The sequence below is a fragment of the Nocardia sp. NPDC051463 genome, assembly GCF_040681975.1.
Classification (GTDB): domain Bacteria; phylum Actinomycetota; class Actinomycetes; order Mycobacteriales; family Mycobacteriaceae; genus Nocardia.
The window spans coordinates 1-18845 of sequence record NZ_JBFBAB010000035.1; the positions used below are offsets into that span (position 1 = coordinate 1).

At 65.5% G+C, this 18845-nt stretch carries 13 protein-coding genes; 6 read left to right on the forward strand and 7 right to left on the reverse strand.

From position 1 onward, the window contains the following. Positions 1 to 358: 358 nt before the first annotated feature. Positions 359 to 1273 (reverse strand): serine hydrolase, encoded by a 915-nt coding sequence (locus tag AB0M74_RS31055; RefSeq protein ID WP_366529860.1) that lies wholly within the window; start codon positions 1271 to 1273, stop codon positions 359 to 361. 430 nt (positions 1274 to 1703) lie between these two features. Here AB0M74_RS31055 and AB0M74_RS31060 point away from each other — a divergent pair, with 430 nt between their 5' ends. Beyond that, positions 1704 to 2348, forward strand: a complete 645-nt coding sequence (locus AB0M74_RS31060) for a TetR/AcrR family transcriptional regulator (RefSeq protein ID WP_366529861.1) — start codon at positions 1704 to 1706, stop codon at positions 2346 to 2348. A 58-nt stretch (positions 2349 to 2406) separates the two neighbouring features. Here the strand turns inward: AB0M74_RS31060 and AB0M74_RS31065 are convergent, their stop codons facing one another. Next, a complete protein-coding gene (locus tag AB0M74_RS31065) occupies positions 2407 to 2916 on the reverse strand; it encodes a hypothetical protein (RefSeq protein WP_366529862.1) in 510 nt (169 codons plus the stop codon). Between the two features lie 1070 nt (positions 2917 to 3986). Here AB0M74_RS31065 and AB0M74_RS31070 point away from each other — a divergent pair. Continuing rightward, positions 3987 to 4253, forward strand: a complete 267-nt coding sequence (locus AB0M74_RS31070; RefSeq protein ID WP_366529863.1) for a hypothetical protein — start codon at positions 3987 to 3989, stop codon at positions 4251 to 4253. A gap of 421 nt (positions 4254 to 4674) precedes the next feature. After that, entirely contained in the window at positions 4675 to 5694 is a 1020-nt protein-coding gene (locus AB0M74_RS31075; RefSeq protein ID WP_366529864.1) for an aldo/keto reductase, read from the forward strand. Between the two features lie 264 nt (positions 5695 to 5958). Here the strand turns inward: AB0M74_RS31075 and AB0M74_RS31080 are convergent, their stop codons facing one another. After that, positions 5959 to 6180, reverse strand: coding sequence for a hypothetical protein (locus AB0M74_RS31080; RefSeq protein WP_366529865.1), 222 nt, complete (start codon positions 6178 to 6180; stop codon positions 5959 to 5961). A gap of 113 nt (positions 6181 to 6293) precedes the next feature. Beyond that, the gene (locus tag AB0M74_RS31085; RefSeq protein WP_366529866.1) at positions 6294 to 6662 is read right to left on the reverse strand and encodes a hypothetical protein; all 369 of its coding nucleotides are present in this window, start codon (positions 6660 to 6662) and stop codon (positions 6294 to 6296) included. A gap of 385 nt (positions 6663 to 7047) precedes the next feature. Here AB0M74_RS31085 and AB0M74_RS31090 point away from each other — a divergent pair, with 385 nt between their 5' ends. Next, on the forward strand, positions 7048 to 12570 hold the full coding sequence (locus AB0M74_RS31090) for a carboxyl transferase domain-containing protein (protein WP_366529867.1): 5523 nt from the start codon (positions 7048 to 7050) through the stop codon (positions 12568 to 12570). Positions 12571 to 12764: 194 nt separating this feature from the next. Here AB0M74_RS31090 and AB0M74_RS31095 read toward each other — a convergent pair whose 3' ends face one another. Next, entirely contained in the window at positions 12765 to 12992 is a 228-nt protein-coding gene (locus AB0M74_RS31095) for a hypothetical protein (RefSeq protein WP_366529868.1), read from the reverse strand. 782 nt (positions 12993 to 13774) lie between these two features. Between AB0M74_RS31095 and AB0M74_RS31100 the strand changes: the two genes are divergently transcribed. Further along, positions 13775 to 15619 carry an ABC transporter ATP-binding protein/permease gene (locus AB0M74_RS31100; RefSeq protein ID WP_366529869.1) on the forward strand — a complete coding sequence of 615 codons (1845 nt, stop codon included), beginning with the start codon at positions 13775 to 13777 and terminating at the stop codon, positions 15617 to 15619. 373 nt (positions 15620 to 15992) lie between these two features. Here the strand turns inward: AB0M74_RS31100 and AB0M74_RS31105 are convergent, their stop codons facing one another. Then, positions 15993 to 16775, reverse strand: coding sequence for an SDR family oxidoreductase (locus AB0M74_RS31105; protein WP_366529870.1), 783 nt, complete (start codon positions 16773 to 16775; stop codon positions 15993 to 15995). A gap of 96 nt (positions 16776 to 16871) precedes the next feature. Between AB0M74_RS31105 and AB0M74_RS31110 the strand changes: the two genes are divergently transcribed. Then, on the forward strand, positions 16872 to 17507 hold the full coding sequence (locus tag AB0M74_RS31110; RefSeq protein WP_366529871.1) for a TetR family transcriptional regulator: 636 nt from the start codon (positions 16872 to 16874) through the stop codon (positions 17505 to 17507). 126 nt (positions 17508 to 17633) lie between these two features. On the opposite strand, the gene AB0M74_RS31115 is transcribed toward AB0M74_RS31110, so the two are convergent. Next, the gene (locus AB0M74_RS31115; RefSeq protein WP_366529872.1) at positions 17634 to 18824 is read right to left on the reverse strand and encodes a LuxR C-terminal-related transcriptional regulator; all 1191 of its coding nucleotides are present in this window, start codon (positions 18822 to 18824) and stop codon (positions 17634 to 17636) included. Positions 18825 to 18845: the final 21 nt, after the last annotated feature.

An 18845-nucleotide genomic window follows, 5' to 3' on the forward strand; every position in this document is an offset into this window, starting at 1 on the left:
GTATCCGGGTGAGGTCGACAACTTCCGTGGCACTGTGCTGGTCGCTGTCGAAGCGGCCGCCGGGTCCGGCAAGGGTGAGCCCACCCCCGCTGTGGCTGCGATGGCGCGCAAGATCGTCGCGGCCCTCGACGCCGTCTGAGGGGTGCGGGGTGCAGCACGGCCACCAGCCGTCGCACCCGGGTGCGACGGCTGGTGGCCGTCGAGAACCGCGGCAGCTGTTCACCACCCCGATCGCGGCATGTGTGCCTACATGCGCCGGCTGTAGCCAGGTTGGCTGGCGGGTGGCGGACACGGTCGTCTTGTGGTCGTGGATCGTTCTGGTGCGTACGGGGATCCGCGGGCCCTGCCGCGTTCGGCGCTAACCGATCGGCAGTGCGCTCAGGATCGGGTTGTAGGCCCAGTTCAACATGCGCTCGGCATCATCCTTTGCGGCGACGTCGCTGTCGGGTGAGCTGTGCAGGACCACACCGATCAGCGGTATTCCCGCCCTGACCGTCTCGAACAGCAGGCAGGTTCCGGCAGCGTCGGTGTATCCGGTTTTGATGCCGATAGTGCCGGGATAGTTGTGCAGCAACAAGTTGGTGGTCTGCCAGAGGTGAGCGCGGTTGTCCGGGCCGGCGGGCACGTGATAGCTCTGCGACCTTGCGATGTCGCGGAACACGGGCAGGCTCATCGCGCGCAGGCCGAGGGCCACCAGGTCGGTCGGTGTGGAGTAGGTGGAGTGGTCGGTGGGGGCGGGTAGCCCGCTGGGATCAGTGAAATGTGTTCCCGCCAGGCCCATTTGATGCGCGGTGTCGTTCATTTTGGCGATGAAGCCGTCTTGGCCGGGCCCGTAGGCCTCGGCAAGGGTATAGGCAGCGTCGCAGCCGGACGGCAGCATCATCGCGTAGAGGAGCTGTCGTGCGGTGAGCACCTCGCCGGGGGCCAGGCCTGCGTTGCTTCCGTCGTACTTGATGCCGTAGGCGATGATTTCTTGCGGCACGGTAATGGTCCGGTCGAGGTCGCCGGCGTTGATCACGACCAGTGCCGTCATCACCTTCGCGATGCTGGCTATCGGGACCGGCATGTTCGGCTGTCGCGACCACAGCATCGTGCCGGTGATTCCGTCTGCCAGCGCTGCTCCCGACGCCTGCACTGCGCTCGGCTCGGGAGTCGGCCAGGGCAATTGGATATGAGCGTCGCTCGCGGCGGGCGCGGCCGCGACGCCATGACCGGCTACCGCGACCAGGGTCCCGGCGACGACAGTCCGCAACAATTGGGCAAATATTTGCATGGCCGAATTCTGCCGTGTGTACCTGTCAACCAGTGGGATTTCCTCGACCGAATGACCGCGGCGCCCCATGAACGGCATGCAACTGGCTAATTCGGGGATGCTGCCACGTGGTTCTGTGTCACCCCCGGCTTGGGCGACTGCCGGCTCCGCTTCCGCGTGCTCGGGCACTTGGTGGTGTTGAGCGCCTTGCGGAGCGCGGCGGTGCTCTGGTCGCCGACCATCGGTGCGATCTTCGTGAGGGTGAGGTTGGTGGACCCCGGCAGAAGCCCGGACGGGGCCTGGTCGGTGATCAGACGCGACCTGCGATCATGGAGCGTTCGGGCGCGGCGGTCGACCACCTTGCAGGTCACCCTGGCCGGGGCGGCGACCGGTGCCGCTAAGTTACACTGTGTATACAACTGTGAATGCCCTGATCGAAGGAGAAGCGGAGATGGCTGAGCCTGCTGGGGCGCGTCGGGTCCGGATGAGTGCGGCCGAGCGTGAACAGCAGTTGCTGGATGTGGCGGAGGTGTTGTTCACCGAGCGGGGGTATGAGGGGGTAAGTGTGGATGAGATCGCTCGGGTCGCGGGGGTGACTCGGCCGATCGTGTACCAACATCACGGTTCCAAAGAAGGAATCTTCCTGGCGTGCGTGGTTCGTGCCCGTGCTCAATTCGCGCAGAGCCTGGTCGCTGGGGTGACCGAGGTCATGGAAGCGGGCCAGAACTTACGGGCGATCGCTGCGGCTGGGGGTGCTCCGTACTTCGACCTCGTCGTGTCCAATCCGCAGCGCTGGGCGCTGTTGTTCACCACGTCGGCAAATCTGGAAGGAACGCTGGCCGAACAACTGGGGCAATTGCGGCACTCGACGATCGAGCAGGTCGCGCGGTTGGTGCGCCCACTGGCTGGAGTCGTGGGCGAAGAAGATCTGATGGCGTTCTCGTATGCGGTTTCGGGGATCGCCGAACAACTGGGTCGCTGGTGGCTGCGCAACCCGCAGATTCCGCGTGAGCGGGTATTGGGGTTGTACGCCGATCTTGTCGTGGGGGCGGCGTCGTTGCTCCAGAAATCGGTGGTCGCAGGATCGGGCAACTGACCCGACGGCTCCGTTCTCGGATGACCGGCTGGATTGCGCCGCGCTGTTTCGCGTCGGCTTATCGAAGCTCCAGTTCCGTAACATCACACAGCTGAGTCAGGATTTCTTCGAGGGGGCGGGCGATCTGCGCGGCAAGTCGCCGCAGCACGCTGAGCATGGTGGCGCTGTCGAGTTCATGGTCGACCAGGACTGCGTCCAGGACCATCGCGGCAAACGCCTGCTGACGATTCAGGACCGCATCGGGCAACCAGCTCAGCAGCCACGCGTCGCCGTGGTCGTCGGCCATCCGGGCCGCGAAACCGTGACACCGTTGTCCACCGATGCTGAACGGCGTGATGACGAACTCATCGATATAGGACGTGATCAATCCGGAGACGGTCGCGTTGGTCGCGGTATCGGGAAGGAGCTCTTCGGCAGTGGGCGGTGCAGGCACTGGCGAGCGCGTGGGGGTGGAGGGAATGAGCCGCAGTGATGCTGCTTCCGCAGCGGGGCCGTGCTGGTGATGGTCACCGACCGGGTGGATCCGATCGGGGGTGTGCACGACGGTGACGGGCGACATGAGGGGCATGTGGTCTCGTTGCATAGGTTCCGAGTGGGGTCGAGGCTGCGCAGCGATTGCGGCCGTAGCGGGTTATTCGGGGCCAACCAGAACGGTCGGTTTACACACTGTAACTATACAGGCTGTAGGTTTGCAAGTGTTGCTTTGAGAACATTGCGGTGCAGGTCGGGGTACTCGCTGCGAAGTTGCGGGAAGTCTGGTGTCGCGAAGATGTCCGCAGCGATTCGGCCGGCGGAGGGTTCGAGTTCCCTTCGCGTTCGGATTCGATCTGGTTCGGCGGCGACTTTGCCGCGCTGCTGTGAGTGGCGCGATGTGATCTGGTGAGTCCGATCCCGCTGGGCGTTGGTCGAGCGTCTGGCGGCCAGGGTCCTGATCGGACATCGCGGCGACCGTCGACCGGAGATCGGGGTTTTCCTGAGATGGACCGGGTTGATTCGATACCGTCAGGCGGGGGCTGTGGCGAATGCGGTGAGGATGCGAGTGGCGGCGGTCGGTACGGAGTCGGTCCCCGATCGGGCAGGCGCCGAGCCGCCGCCCGATACGGGCGTCCAGACTTGGAAACCGTTTGTTCGCATCATATTTCGGTTCTGCCTTGTGTACCTCGGGCTGTTCTGTCTGGTGTACCCCCGGATCATCTCCGAGCTTCTCGGGCCGGCGGGCCGCTTGCTGCCGGACTCGGCGCCGTTCTGGCTCGCCCGCCTATGGCGTCCCCTCGTCGAATGGACCGGCGAGCGGATGTTCGGTACAGACGCTGCCGCGCATGAGGATTCGATCAGTGGTGACCAGACGTTCCTGTGGGTGCTGTTGTTCTGCATCATGGTTATCGCGGTGGTTGCGACTGGCCTATGGACTGTTCTCGATCGGCGCCGCCCGAGACCGGCCCGCTGCTCGCTCGGCTCGGCGACCGCTGCTGCGCACCGCACGTGGGAATCGAATCGCGGTGGGTTTACAAGCTGCACTTGGGATCTGGGCAGTGAAAGAATTCAACCTCGACGGCCGGCTGGTCCCCGCCTTGACTACAGATGAGAATCTGTTGGCAGCGTGTCGTCTTCGATCGGCAGAACGCCACTGTCCAGCGAATGGATGGCACGCTGGTACCGGTAATCGCCACAGTCGACACCAGCGCACGCGCGATCGCCATGGTGCTGCCACCCACAGCGCCTAGTGCGCAGCCGACCCCCTTGGGCGCCTTCACTTTCGACCAGCCCGTACCGGATCGCCTTGTCATGGCCGGACATTTGAACGGCCGATCGGTGCGCATCGTCCTGCAACAGATCGACCTGGCTACCTTCCCATTGCGTAACCGCGGTTTCCACTGGGTTCAGGAATACCCATACTTCCGCTGAGTGGGCGTCTGGGAACTCTGTCGAGACGGTGATCTCGCCAGTTGCGATGTCGTCTCCGCCGATGTCGGCAGTTCCCGGGTGCCCGCGTAGTCGCCGCCCCAGCGGCATGCCGAAAACTCGACAGCTCTAACGAGATTCGAGACCGGCTCACCGCGTCGTATGGTGCCGACGCGAAGCACGTTGTACACATGCGCTCAACCGCCGTAGGCCGCGCGGCCCATGAGCAGCGCGGCTGGGAATCGAGCGTCGATCCACTCGCCCGTTCGACACTCTCGGCAACGGGCCTTGCATGGAGTGCACTCCAGGTGGATAGCGTGGTCGACGTTCAACGCGAAGGCGAGTGTGGTGAGCGAACCGCGAGGGCGAAACCTCGCGGTCCGTCCGGTGTCTCTCACCTGCGCCACCATGAAGGGATCACGACATGACCTCCACCGATACGCTTCCCACTACGCCGCTCGGCCGCGCAGGCATCGAGGTGGGTGTGCAGGGACTCGGCTGCATGGGGATGAGCGAGTTCTACGGAACCGCCGACCTGACCGAGTCGCGGTCGACCCTGGATCGCGCACTGGAGCTCGGTGTCACACTGTTCGATACCGCGGACATGTACGGTGCGGGCCATAACGAGGAGTTCCTCAGCGATTTCCTCGAGGCCAATCGGAACCGGATGATACTGGCCACCAAGTTCGGCATCGTCCGTAAGGCCGACGATCCCACCTACAGAGGCATCGACAACTCGGCCGCCTATATCCGCAACGCGGTGGAGGCCAGCCTGCGCAGGCTCGGTACCGACACCATCGATCTGTACTACATGCACCGCCGCAATCCGGAGGTACCGATCGAAGAGTCGGTCGGCGCGATGGCGGAATTGGTCGCGCAGGGCAAGGTTCGGGCGCTCGGTCTATCCGAGGTGACCGGTGACGAACTGCGTGCGGCCCATGCCGTCCACCCGATTGCGGCCATACAGTCCGAATGGTCGCTGTTCTCCCGGGATGTCGAGCGCACCGCGGTGCCCGCCGCGGCGGAACTCGGCGTCGCGTTCGTGCCGTACTCGCCACTCGGCCGCGGCTTCCTCACCGGGTCCTTCACCCCCGCAGATGGATTGACGGATGCGAAGGATTTCCGGCACGCCATGCCGCGGTTCTCCGGCGACAATGCCGTGCACAACACCGAACTACTCGCCCCGCTGCGCGCCATCGCGGACGCCCGCGGCATCACCCTCGCACAAGTCGCGCTCGCCTGGGTGCATACGCAGGCCACCGTGCACGGCCTATCGGTGGTTCCTATCCCCGGCACTCGCAGCCGTGCCCGGCTGGTCGATAACGTAGCGGCCGCGACCATTGCGCTGAACGCCGCCGAACTCGCCGTGTTGGAACCGATTGCTGGACAGGTCGCCGGAAACCGATACGCGGATATGTCTTTCACCTCTCTGGGTCGGGAATGAAATCTGGCGACAGAGCAATGTTCTACGTGCCGCCTCCGTGGGAGGTTCTGGATCGGGCACGCCTGGGCCTCGCCGGCGCTGTTGGGTGGTGAGGACCGAACCTCTTCGGGGCTAGTCGATCTGGATGGCCTGATCGCAGCGCCCGCAGCGTCGAATTCTTCGGCCTTGTCCGCCGGGTCAGGTCAGGCTGGTGAGAGCTTGCCGAGACCGGGTCGTGCTGGTCGACGGCATGGCCGGCACCGGAGGTGCGCGTCGCGTGTTGTGTTATCGGCGGTGCCCGGCCGTAGCCGCAACGGTGGTGCCCTCGTGTTCGTCGGGTTGGATCGCATGGTGGGCGACCGCGCCTGCTCCGCCGACAACCATGACGGTTCGACCGTCGACGGGGCCGTCGGCGAACAAGCTCGGCTGCCCGATGATCTGCCTGTGCGGAGTGCCGGACAGCTCCCGACAGCGGGCGCCGGGGATGCGTTCGGCGATTCCGGTCATGATCCGAGGTGTGGTCGAGGTGGCAAAGTCTCCCGTTCGCAGTGATATGCGGTTGGAGCGGACGTCCCGGTATGCGCGAACGTCGACACGAACCATCGACCGCGCGGGGGATGTCAACTCCCTGCACCTTCAGTGTCCAGGCCTGCAGCAGTGAGGTTCTGGGCAGCGAAGCGGGCGATGGTGCACGCCTGGCGTACCTGGGCTTCCGGGTGCGCGGTGCGCTGCTCCAGCGCGGCGCGGATCCGCTCCAGCGATACGGCGGCTTCGCCCGCCGCTCGGCACAGCGCGGTGTACCGGTGGTCGAGTTCACGGTGCGCAAGGTCGATGTCACCGTAGCGCCGGTGTAGGTCGGCTATGTGGTTGAGCAGGTCCGCCACATCGCGCGTGGTCAGTGTGAGGTTCGGATGCTCCTCTCCGGAGAGGATCGCCTCGCCCGCGATCTCCGCGCAGCGAGCGTGCAGTACATCGAGAATGTCGGCCACGCAGATCACTTCCTACACTGTGGCGGAGCGTTTCAGAGCTGGTCGGGCGCCCCTGCCGGTCGGATACGGCCCGCTATCGCGTGACCCGGGAACAAGAGAAACTTTGCAGGTCAATCCATCTGGCACGTGGTGGTTGTGCCTCGACGCCCCGCTCTCGTTCGCATCCGGTCATCGACACCCGCTCAACCACGTCGTCGGCCGCTGGCTGTGGAAATTTCGCCACCGCAGTCCCTGGCCTTATCTGGGGAATTTCCCACGATACGTGCGAGTAACCCCCACACGTTGTGTACCTGCGCGCAATAGAGGTGCAGACTACGCGTGACCGAGAGTTGCAACCCCTCGCCCGTCGATCGGGCCAGCGCTCTGGAAAGGAAGGGAGTCGCGAGTGTTCAACCGCATCGCCATCGTGAACCGGGGAGAGGCCGCCATGCGCCTCATCAACGCCGTCCGAGACTTGGCCGCGGAGACTTCGCGACCGATCGAAACCATCGCACTGCACACCGATGTCGACCGGAACGCGACGTTCGTGCGCGAGGCCGACATCGCCTACGACCTCGGTCCGGCGTCCGCGCGCCCATACCTGGATCTGAAGGCGCTCGAACGTGCGCTGCTGGCGACCGGAGCCGACGCTGCCTGGGTCGGCTGGGGTTTCGTCGCGGAAGACCCTGCCTTCGCGGAGCTGTGCGAACAGATCGGTGTCACCTTCATCGGCCCCAGCCCAGAGGCCATGCGCAAGCTCGGCGACAAGATCGGCGCGAAGCTGATCGCCGAGGAGGTCGGTGTGCCGGTGGCGCCATGGAGCCGCGGTGAGGTCGAGACCGTGGAAGCCGCCCTGGCTGCCGCAGCCGAGATCGGCTACCCGCTGATGCTGAAGGCGACCGCAGGCGGTGGTGGGCGTGGCATCCGGGTGATCACGAACGAGGATGAGCTCGTCGATGCCTACGAACGCACCCGCCAGGAGGCCGCGCGGGCGTTCGGTAGTGGTGTGGTTTTCCTGGAGCGGCTGGTTACCGGCGCCCGGCACGTCGAGGTCCAGGTCATCGCGGATGGCCAGGGCACTGCGTGGGCGCTCGGCGTCCGCGACTGCTCGGTGCAGCGGCGCAACCAGAAGGTCATCGAGGAGTCCGCGTCACCAGTACTGCGTCCCGAGCAGACAGCCGAGCTCAAGGCCTCGGCCGAGCGGCTGGCGATCGCGGTCGACTATCGCGGTGCGGCGACCGTCGAGTTCCTCTACCACCCCGGTGACCAGCTGTTCGCATTCCTCGAGGTGAATACCCGCCTGCAGGTCGAACACCCGATCACCGAATACACCACCGGGTTCGACCTCGTTCGGGCGCAGCTGCTGGTGGCCTCCGGTGGCAGGCTCGAGGGTGACCCGCCGATCGAGCGCGGTCACGCCATCGAGGCCCGGCTCAACGCCGAAGACCCCGACCGCGACTTCGCGCCCGCCCCGGGCCGCATCGCGCGGCTGGACCTGCCTGCCGGGCCTGGCATCCGCGTCGACACCGGTGTCAGCGAGGGCGACACGATTCCCGCCGACTTCGACTCCATGATCGCCAAGATCATCGCCTACGGCCGTAACCGCGAAGAAGCGCTGGGCAGGCTGCGCCGGGCGATGGCGCAGACCAGGGTGATCATCGAGGGCGGCGCAACCAACAAGAGCTTCGTGCTCGACCTGCTGAACCAGCCCGAAGTGATCGATGCCAGCGCGGACACCGGCTGGATCGACCGCGTCCGCGGCGAGGGCCGGCTGGTGTCGCATCGACACTCCGCCATCGCGCTGGCCGCCGCTGCCATCGACGCCTACGAGGAGGAGGAGCGCGTCGAGCGGCACCGGCTGCTGTCCACGGCCTCCGGCGGACGTCCCCAGGTGCAACACGCAAGTGGCCGACCGCTCGACCTCAAACTGCGCGGCGTCGGCTACCGCGTACGCGTCGCACGCATCGGTGCGCACCGGTTCCGGATCGGCATCGAGGCGGGCGGCGACATCCGTACCGCCGACGTCGATCTCGAGCGCTTCGATCACCACGCTGGGCAGATTCTGGTCAACGGCAGCCGGTACCGCCTGATCACCGGCACGCATGGGCCGATCCACCTCGTCGATGTCGACGGTGTGACACATCGGATCAGCCGCGACGAAGGCGGCGTCGTGCGCTCGCCCGCCCCCGCGCTGGTGGTCGCCACGCCACTCGAGATCGGCGACGAAATCGAGGCGGGCGCGCCCGTGCTGGTGCTGGAAAGTATGAAGATGGAAACGGTGCTGCGCGCGCCGTTCAAAGCGCGGCTGAAGGAATGCGCCGTGTCCGTCGGGACCCAGGTGGAGACCGGTGCGCCGTTGCTGTGGCTCGAGCCGCTCGCCGATGCGGACGAAGCCGAGGACACCACCGCGGTCGGGTCCGTCGAGCTGGACCTGCCCGTCGAGTCCGTGCAGGTCCAACCGCATGAGCGGACAACCCGTGGCCAGGAGGATCTGCGCAGCCTGCTGCTCGGTTTCGACGTCGACCCGCACGACGACCGCCGAGTGCTCGACGACTACCTCACCGCGCGCCGGGCGGCCGTGAAGGACAGCCGCCGACCGCTCGCCGAGGAGCTCGAGCTCGTGGCGGTGTTCGCCGATCTCGCGGAACTGAGCCACAACCGCTCGTCGGATGACGAGGGTGGCAACAGCCACGTCCACAGCGCCCGCGAGTATTTCCACACCTACCTGCAGAGTCTCGACGTCGAGCGGGCCGGGCTGCCGGAGTCGTTCCAAGCCAAGCTTGCCAACGCGCTCGCGCACTATGGTGTCGCCGATCTGGAACGTTCCCCCGAACTCGAAGCCGCGGTGTTCCGGATCTTCCTCGCCCAGCAACGCCCGTCCGACACCGTCACCGTCATCACGACGTTGTTGCGCGAGTGGCTGCAAGAGCCGATGCCGGATGGGGCGCTGCGCGAGCCCGTCGGCCTGGCGCTGGAGCGGCTGGTGGCCGCGACGCAGGTTCGCTTCCCCGTGATCGCCGACCTCGCGCGTGGTGTGGTGTACGCCTGGTACGGCCACCCGTTGCTGCGGCGTAATCGCGCCCGTGCGTACACCAATATCCGCAAACACCTGCGCCATCTGGACGCGCATCCGGACGCGCCCGATCGCGCCGAGCACATTGCCGACATGGTGCGCAGCACCGAGCCGCTGGTGCGGCTGCTCGGCCAGCGGCTGATGCGCGGCAGCCTGGACAACACGGTCATGTTGGAGGTGCTGACCCGGCGGTACTACGGCAACAAGGGCCTCGCCGGCGTTCGCACGCAAGACGTGGGCGGCTGCACATTCGTGATCGCCGAGCGCCGCGGGCTGAGCCTGGTGTCGGCGGCGGTGAGCTTCGACGCGCTCGACACCGCGCTGCGCGGACTCGCCGAACTGGCGACAGGCGCCGCATCCATCGACGCCGACATCTACCTCAGCTGGGAGAAGCAGCCGGCCGACTTCGACGCGATGGCAGCGGCGTTGCACGATGCCCTCAGCGTGCATCTGATGCCGAACCAGGTGCACCGGATCACTGCCACCGTCGCCGGGAGTGGTGGTGCGGTGATGCACCACCACTTCACCTTCCGCCCGTCCGCCACCGGTATGGCCGAAGAGCGACTGATTCGCGGCTTGCACCCGTACATCGCGCAGCGGATGCAGATGCAGCGGCTGCACAAGTTCGACCTCACCCGCTTGCCGTCCTCCGACGACGAGGAGGTCTACCTGTTCCGATGCGTCGCCAAGGAGAACCCGGCCGACGATCGCCTCATCGCGTTTGCTCAGGTGCGTGACCTGGCCGCACTGCGCGAGCACGACGGCAGGCTGCTCGCGCTGCCGACCGCCGAGGCCACCATCGCCACCTGCCTCGACTCGATTCGCCGGGCACAGTCGCTGCGACCGTCGGCCAAACGCTTCAACACCAACCGCATCGTGATGTACATCTGGCCGCCGATCGATGTGACCCCGGCCGAACTGGAGACGGTCGTCCAGCATGTGCGGCCGACGACCGCGGGTGCCGGGCTCGAGGAGATCTTGCTCATCGCGCGTCAGCGCGATCCCAACACCGGCGAGCTGATCAAGGTGGCCGTGCGCATCGGCTTCGATGCCACCGAAGTGACCGTCGGCGAACGGTCCGACGAGCCGGTCGAGCCGCTCGACGAGTACCGGCAGAAGGTGTTGCGGGCCAGCAGCCGCAACACCGTGTACCCCTACGAACTGACCGGTCTGCTCGGTGACTTCGCTGAATACGACCTCGACGCCAGTCACGCACTGGTGCCGGTAGACCGCCCCAAGGGACGCAACACCGCGGCGATCGTCGCAGGCGTGGTCACCACACCGACCCCGCAGCATCCGCAGGGCATCACCAGGGTGATCCTGCTGGGTGATCCGACCAAGTCGCTGGGTGCGCTGTCGGAACCGGAGTGCCGCCGCGTGATCGCCGCGTTGGACTTGGCCGAACGGATGCAGGTACCGCTGGAGTGGTACGCGCTGTCCTCCGGCGCCCGGATCTCGATGGAGTCGGGCACCGAGAACATGGACTGGGTGGCGGCGGCGCTCAAGCGGATCGTCGAGTTCACCCAGGACGGCGGTGAGATCAACATCGTGGTCGCAGGCATCAATGTCGGTGCACAACCGTACTGGAACGCCGAAGCGACGATGCTCATGCACACCAAGGGCATTTTGGTGATGACGCCGGATTCGGCGATGGTTCTCACCGGCAAGCAGTCGCTCGACTTCTCCGGTGGCGTGTCGGCCGAGGACAACTTCGGCATCGGTGGCTATGACCGGGTGATGGGCCCGAACGGGCAAGCGCAGTACTGGGCGCCCAATCTCACCGCGGCGCGCGATGTGCTGATGTCGCACTACGACCATACCTATGTCGCACCCGGCGAGCAGGCGCCGCGGCGGTCGCAGACCAGCGACCCCGTCGATCGGGATGTTTCCGACTTCCCGCACGTACTGGCCGACAGCGGCTTCACCACGGTCGGTGAGATCTTCTCCGCTACCGCCAACCCGGACCGCAAGAAGCCCTTCGATATCCGGACCGTGATGCGGGCACTCTCCGACCAGGATCACCCCGTGCTGGAACGCTGGGCAGGCATGGCCGACGCCGAAACGGCAGTGGTGCAGGACGCGCATCTCGGCGGCATCCCGGTGTGCCTACTCGGCATCGAGTCACGTGGAGTGCCGCGGCGCGGATTCCCGTCGACCGACGGCCCGGACACCTACACCGCGGGCACCCTGTTCCCGCAGTCGTCGAAGAAGGCCGCGCGGGCAATCAACGCGGCCAGTGGCAACAGGCCGCTGGTCGTGCTCGCAAACCTGTCGGGCTTCGACGGCTCGCCCGAATCGATGCGGAAGCTGCAGCTGGAGTACGGCGCCGAGATCGGCCGCGCGATCGTGAACTTCCAGGGCCCCATTGTGTTCTGCGTGATTTCGCGATACCACGGTGGCGCGTTTGTGGTGTTCTCGAAGGCGCTGAACCCGAATATGACCGTGCTCGCGCTGGAAGGTTCGTTCGCTTCGGTGCTCGGCGGTGCTCCGGCCGCCGCCGTGGTGTTCTCCGCGGAGGTCAACGCACGAACCGCGGCCGATCCCCGGGTGCGGGACCTGCAGGCGCGCGCCGCGAACGGATCCGGCACCGATCGAGCGGCCCTGACCGCGGAACTCGACGAGGTTCGATCGTCGGTCCGCGCGGAGAAGCTCGGCGACGTCGCCGCAGAATTCGATCGCGTGCACAATATTCAGCGCGCTGTCGAGGTCGGTTCAGTCGATGCCATTATCAGCGCCGCCGAACTCCGTCCACGCATCATCGAGGCCATCGAGGCTCGTCTGCCCGGTAGCACTTCCGGACTTCTCGTCGATGATGCCGCTGGTCAGCAGGCTGAACTCGGGGCGGCCACCGCGTGATCATGTCGTGATTGCCCGGCACAACTGAACTGGCAATGGCTACGGCCGGGAATAGCCTGGGCCCCACCGAGTTTCGCACCGGTCGAAATTCGGTGGGGTGAACCCGCAGCCATCGGCATCAGCGATCCTGGGATGCGGCGGTGGCACAGTCCGCCGCATCCGCCTCGCGTTCGCTGAGAGAACGGGGGTGGTGACTACTTCGAGCGGCGACGCATGGCGAGTACGCCGGTGACCCATCCGATCGCGAACATTGTCAGCAGGATCAGCCACATCGGTGAACGAATAGTGATCAACAGGAACTCGATGGAAACCTTGCTGCGGTTCTCGGCGACGAAGACGACCGCCAAAACCGTGACCGCGAGGGCAACCCATTGAGTTGGTGAGATGCGGGCCAGTATCGAACGATTCTCGGTGCTGTTCATGGCGAATCCCTCTGTACTCGTTGGTGTCGGATCGCTATTCAGCTGTGGTGAGTGTTGCCCGCAACCTGCGCTCCTCGGAGATTTGCCAGGTCCGGCCGATTGCTTCTCATTGTCCTCGAGTATCCGGCCGAAGCGCGATCAACTCTGTTGTGCGCTATAGTTTCTGAATCGACAACTCGATTCCGCGTTGTCGCGTCGCGCAGTTCTTCTCGTCCACTATACGGCCAAAGTGTGACGCGCGGCTCGATGGACAATGCCCATTCGTGTAGAGCTGAAGTTATCCGGAGTCACCGACAGGTTCCGATACGGATCGGTCCGCGGCCCATCCGCAGAAATAGATGTTGAGCGTTGTGTCTATTGCGTCGCTGTCAGCCGGTATCGAGCGAGCAAACATCCTCGTGGAGGTCGACCGGCGTTTCCGGTCACGGAAGGTGGTCGAGCACGTTCCGCGCCGAACTCGAATGCCGGAGCGACAAGTGATCGAGCGATAGGCCCCTGCGATGCGCTCGTTCCGGTGTCCGGTATATCAGCAGTGTGCGTTCTTCGAGACACAGGTGCCGACAGCAAGCCCTCGAGTCAGCAGGCGACCGAGGAGTGGCACAACAGCGCCGCGCCGTCATGATGGCGTTGCCTCGCGTGGCCTTCGAACTCCTCTTGGCCCGGTTCCCCGGATTTGCGCGGCGGGCACAGTAACGTTGTCCTGCGCTTATGCCTGAGGGTGTGTGGCTATCGGATTCTCGACTGCGTAATCGACGTTGCCCGAATCGCGATCGGAGGCCGCGGTGCAAGCGTCACGAGACTGGGGCGACGAGCTGGTCGCCTCGTTGCAATGGTTGCTCATCGCGTTCACCGTCACGGGCATCGTATTCCTGGTCGTCGTGGTTGTGCTGTTGCGGATCACCGAGTGGGGGCGGCACTTCCGGTCGGTGACCGGGGCTTTCTTCACTGGTCCTGAGGCATTGCGCACCATTCCGTTCGTCGGCGTGCTGTTGTTGAGCGCGGTCGCATCGGTTCGGGTGAAGGTGTTGTTGTCCTACCAGGGCAATGACATGTTCGCTGCGCTGCAGAATGCCGCCGCCGCGATCGGGCGCCGCGACGGGGCGGCGCTCGACAGCGCCGAAGCCGCGTTCTGGCACTCGCTGATGGTGTTCGCGGTGCTCGCCCTCATCGATGTGGCGCGCACCCTGTTGGATTTCTATCTCGGTCAGATCTTCGAAATCGGTTGGCGGCGCTGGTTGACCGAACGCGCGACCGGGGAATGGACATCTGGTCAGGCCTACTATCGGATCCGGTTCATCGATGCGCCCATCGATAACCCGGATCAGCGCATCCAGCACGACATCACCGACATGATCGCCCGTTCCAGGGCGCTGTCGCTCGGGGCGGTCACCGCCGTGGTGTCGGTGGTGTCGTTCACCCGAATTCTGTGGGATCTGTCGGAGACTCTCACGGTCTTCGGTGTCGTAGTCCCGAGGGCGATGGTGTTTTTGGTCTTCGTATATGTGCTGGTGGCGACGACGGTCGCCTTCTGGATCGGTCGCCCGCTGATCGGGCTCGGCTTCCGCTATCAGGCCGTGACAGCGAACTTCCGCTATGCGCTTGTCCGATTGCGCGACAACGCCGAGCGGATCGCCTTCTATCGGGGAGAAGACACCGAACGAGACGGATTGCGTGCGCGATTCGCGCAGGTGTTGCGAACCTATCGCAGCCTGGTACTGCTCACCACGCGGTTCATCGGCTGGAATCAGGTGGCCAGCGAGGCCGCCGTGGTGTTCCCGTGGATCATGCAGGCGCCGCACTTCTTCGCGGGGACGCTGACTCTCGGCGATGTCCAGCAGACCACGTCGGCATTCGGGCAGATTCAGGGCTCGCTATCGTTCTTCCGCAATAGCTACAGCGAATTCGCTGCGTTCCGTGCGACATTGCTGCGCCTGTTCGGACTCTTCGAGGCCAGTAAGCTCGCCCGTGCTCTACCCAAGATCCAGGTGCGCCCGCTCAGTGATTCGGTGGAATTGCGCGAGGTGGACGTGTGTCGACCCGATGGTGCGATCCTGATCGCGGACCTGAATCTGCGGCTGCGCGCGGGGGACTCGGTGGTCATCAAGGGGCTCTCCGGGAGCGGCAAGACCACCCTGCTGCGCGCCCTCGCCGAGATGTGGCCCTACACCCGTGGTGTCGTCGGCAGGCCGGATTCCACCCGCACACTGTTCATTTCGCAACTGCCCTACCTTCCGCTCGGCGATCTGCGCGCGGCTGTCACCTACCCGTCGGCACCTGGAAGCGCGACGGATGCGACGCTGCGTGACGCGCTCACCAAGGTGCAGCTCGGCCAACTGGCTACCCGGTTGGACGAGGAGGCGGACTGGGCGGACATCCTGTCGCCGGGTGAGCAGCAGCGCCTGGCATTCGCGCGGTTGCTGCTGATTCGACCCGAGGCCGCGTTCCTCGACGAAGTGACCTCCGCCGTGGACGAAGGTCTGGAATTCGCCCTCTACACCCTGATTTGTACCGAACTGCCCGACCTCATCCTGATCAGCACCGCGCATCGCACCACGGTCGACCAGCATCACACCGTTCGTCTCGAACTGACAGGCGGGGGTGCTTGGACATTGGTGCCGAATCACTAGGCGCACTGGCGAATTCAGCACGGTCAGGATGTGGCTGCGATGTCGATCACGGTGTGCTCGGCCGGGTCGAGCCAGTTGAGAATCGTGTGTAGGGCGCCGCCGTGGCTTGCCCGTCGGTCGTGTGCAGGAAGATGGCCCGGGACCCGCCCCAAGGCAGCTGGGCCCGACTGCCACGCAGCACAGGACGCGCTGAAAACGTCACTGCGGGAACGGATCCATTGCCCGACACCGCAACGTCCTGTCGCCACCCGGATGCCGCGCACAGTGCCGCACGCGCGTGGTTCACGAACGTGGACCCGACTACGCGAGTCTTTCGCCGGCCTTGGGCCGACTGCGGTCGCGCAGGCGAAGCGAAGTCGGGCGGAACCGGCAACTACGTGTGGGCCGCTCCGTCGATCCGGATCTCGGTGCCACTGATGAAGCGGCCGTCGTCGGAGACGAGCATGGCGATGACACCGGCCACGTTCTCCGGGCCTGCCAGCTCTTCCGGATTATCTTGCGGCAGAACGGCGATCAGGCGACCGAACAGCGACCAGTCGGAGTCCTGGGGGAGATAGCCGGGGGTGGAGTCGGTGATGCCCGACTTGATGCCGCCCGGTGCGACGCTCACCGCACGCAAACCCTGCTTGCCGTATTCCAGTGCCAGCACGTGGGTCAGGGTCTGGATGCCGCCTTTGCTCGCGGAATACGCCGCCATGTAAGGGTGCGCGAAGGTGGCCGAGGTGGAGCTGAAGTTGACGATGGTGCTGCGCGGGTTGGCGAGCAGTGCGGGCAGCGCCTCTCGGATCACCAGGAAGGTGCCGGTGAGGTTGACGTTGATGATCTGGTTCCACAGGTCCAGTGACGTCTCGTGAGTGTGTGCCGCGCGCAAGATGCCCGCCGCGTTGACCAGTGCGTCCAGCCCGCCGAGGGATTCGACGGCGCTCTCGACTCCCGCGATCACATCGGTCTCGCGGCCGATATTCATCGCGAGGGTAGTCAGCCGGGTATCGGTGCCCGCGTCGACGGCTTGCTTGCGGGTCAGCTCCAGTCCCTCGACGTTGACGTCGGCGCCGACGACGACAGCACCTTCGAACAGCAGACGGAGGACGGTGGCCTGACCGATGCCGGATCCGGCACCGGTGACCAGAATGCGGCGCTGTTCGAGACGTTTCATGGGCTCTCTTCCAGGGTAGCGAGATGTTTCTGACACAATATGCCAAAAATGGCACAGCGCGCCATCAAATGGTTGGGGGCTCGGTACAGTGCACCCGTGACCAGTGAGCGAAACCGTGGCGCGCCCGGACCGGGGCGTCCGGCACTCAGTGCGACCCGCCGCGCGGCCACGCGCCGCGAAGTGGCGGTGGTGGCGGCGCACCTCTTCATCGAAAATGGTTACACCGCGACGACTGTCGACGATATTGCCGCTGCCACCGGGATGGGGCTGCGCACTTTTTACCGCTACTTCGCCGGCAAGGAAGATGTCGTCGCGCCGCTGCTGGCCATCGGAACCCAAGCCTGGGCGGACGAACTCTCCGCTTGCCCGCCCGAGGTGCCGTTGCGCGAGGCGCTGAGCCGCTCTTACCGCGCCGCCACCGCGGGCACGCTGGCGGCGGCGGGTATCGCGGAGACCAGCCTGCGTCCGCTGGTGCGCGCCGCCACCCAACTTCCCGCTCTGCGCGCGACCTGGCTGCGTGTCCAGCACGACTGCGAAACCCAGCTCATCCCCATCCTTGCCGCCCGCACCGGCCGCCGCGCCGACGACCTCGACGTCGCCCTCACTGCCGCCATGGCCAATACCGCCGTACGCCTGGCCACCGAATTATGGGCCGCGGGGACAGGGCCCGACGCTGCCGCCGATGTCGTCGACGACTGCCTCGCCCGCCTGGCCGCCCAAAGCCTGCTATAGGTGCGAGGTTTCAGTGCGTGCGGTGTGACGGTGCGCATCTGCGCGGTACACATTCGCGCCTGGCGACGAGATCTCCGGCCCCGTCGCGGAAGTCGGCCGGAGGTGTCAACGAAACGGCGAGCTGTTTCAGGCCCCGTCGGATTCGGGTTGCGGGGGAGGGTCCGGGTTTGTGTAGCCGCTACTGTGATCCGCGGTTCCCTCGAACTGGCCGGTTCCGGACAGCACCGTTGTCAGCATCCGAACCAGTTCGGCTTGCCGATGCGTTCCGGTCTTTTCGAAGGCGCGTTGCAGATGTGTGCGCGCGGTGTTCACCGAGACCGCAAGTTCTTCCGCGATTGCCCGGAGCCCTTCGCCGCGCAGTGCCGCCGCCGCGACGCGCGCCTCGGCCGCGGTCAACCCATACAGTTGCCGCAGCGCCGTCGGCCCTCCCGATGTTTCCTGATCCGGGTCGACGATGACGACGAGCGCCGCCGATGCGTGCTCGTCGCGGCCTGCGGCCTGCGGATCCAGCGGAACCACCAGCAGTGCGTACGAGCTACCGCCGCTATGTCGAGGAATCAGGGCACGCCCACCGACGCGCGGCCCGTACTCGCGCAGTGCCGCATTGATCATGGCGCGCAGTCCGACCGCGGATCGGGTGTCCGATGATTCGAGGTGGCCGCGGCGTCCCATACCGAGACCGTCTCGCGATTCCAGAATCGACAACGCCGCCGGGTTCGCGTAGCTGATCACCCCGCAACTCGACACGATCACCAGCCCGTGCCGATGCACCGCGAGCACGGCGATGGCTTGGTCACGCTCGGTCTCCACCTCTGCCAAACAGGACTGGACGTTCAGTGCGTGCCGCAGATGGGGGAGCAAGAGGCGCATCGTCGATGTCGCCAGTGCTCGGTCGAGATCGTGGCCTGGATCGGGATATACGCCGATCCACACTGTCCTGGCGCCACCGGTGACAAGCGCGAGCATCCCGTTGCCGAGCCGGTGCGGCACCATCCAGTCGCGGAAGAATGGATGCCGGCGTAGGTAATCCGGCCCCAGCAGTTCTTCGCACGTCGTGATGACACCGGCGGGTTGGTGTTCGAGCGCACGGGCGATCGGATCGATACGCCAGAATCGGGCGTTGTAGCTGCGGCGCAGATCGTCGGCCCCGAGTGAACACGCGGTCATCCGACGGCTACTCGAGCCGGACACGACCAAGCCGCCGTGCTTCGCGCCCAGCGCCGTGACGATATCGTGCACCGCCTGCGACCAGTCACGGGGATGCAGCGCAGCGCGGTTGATTCGCGCAACGATCGCGGAAAACCTCTCGATTGTCATCGCCATATGAAATGACCTGCG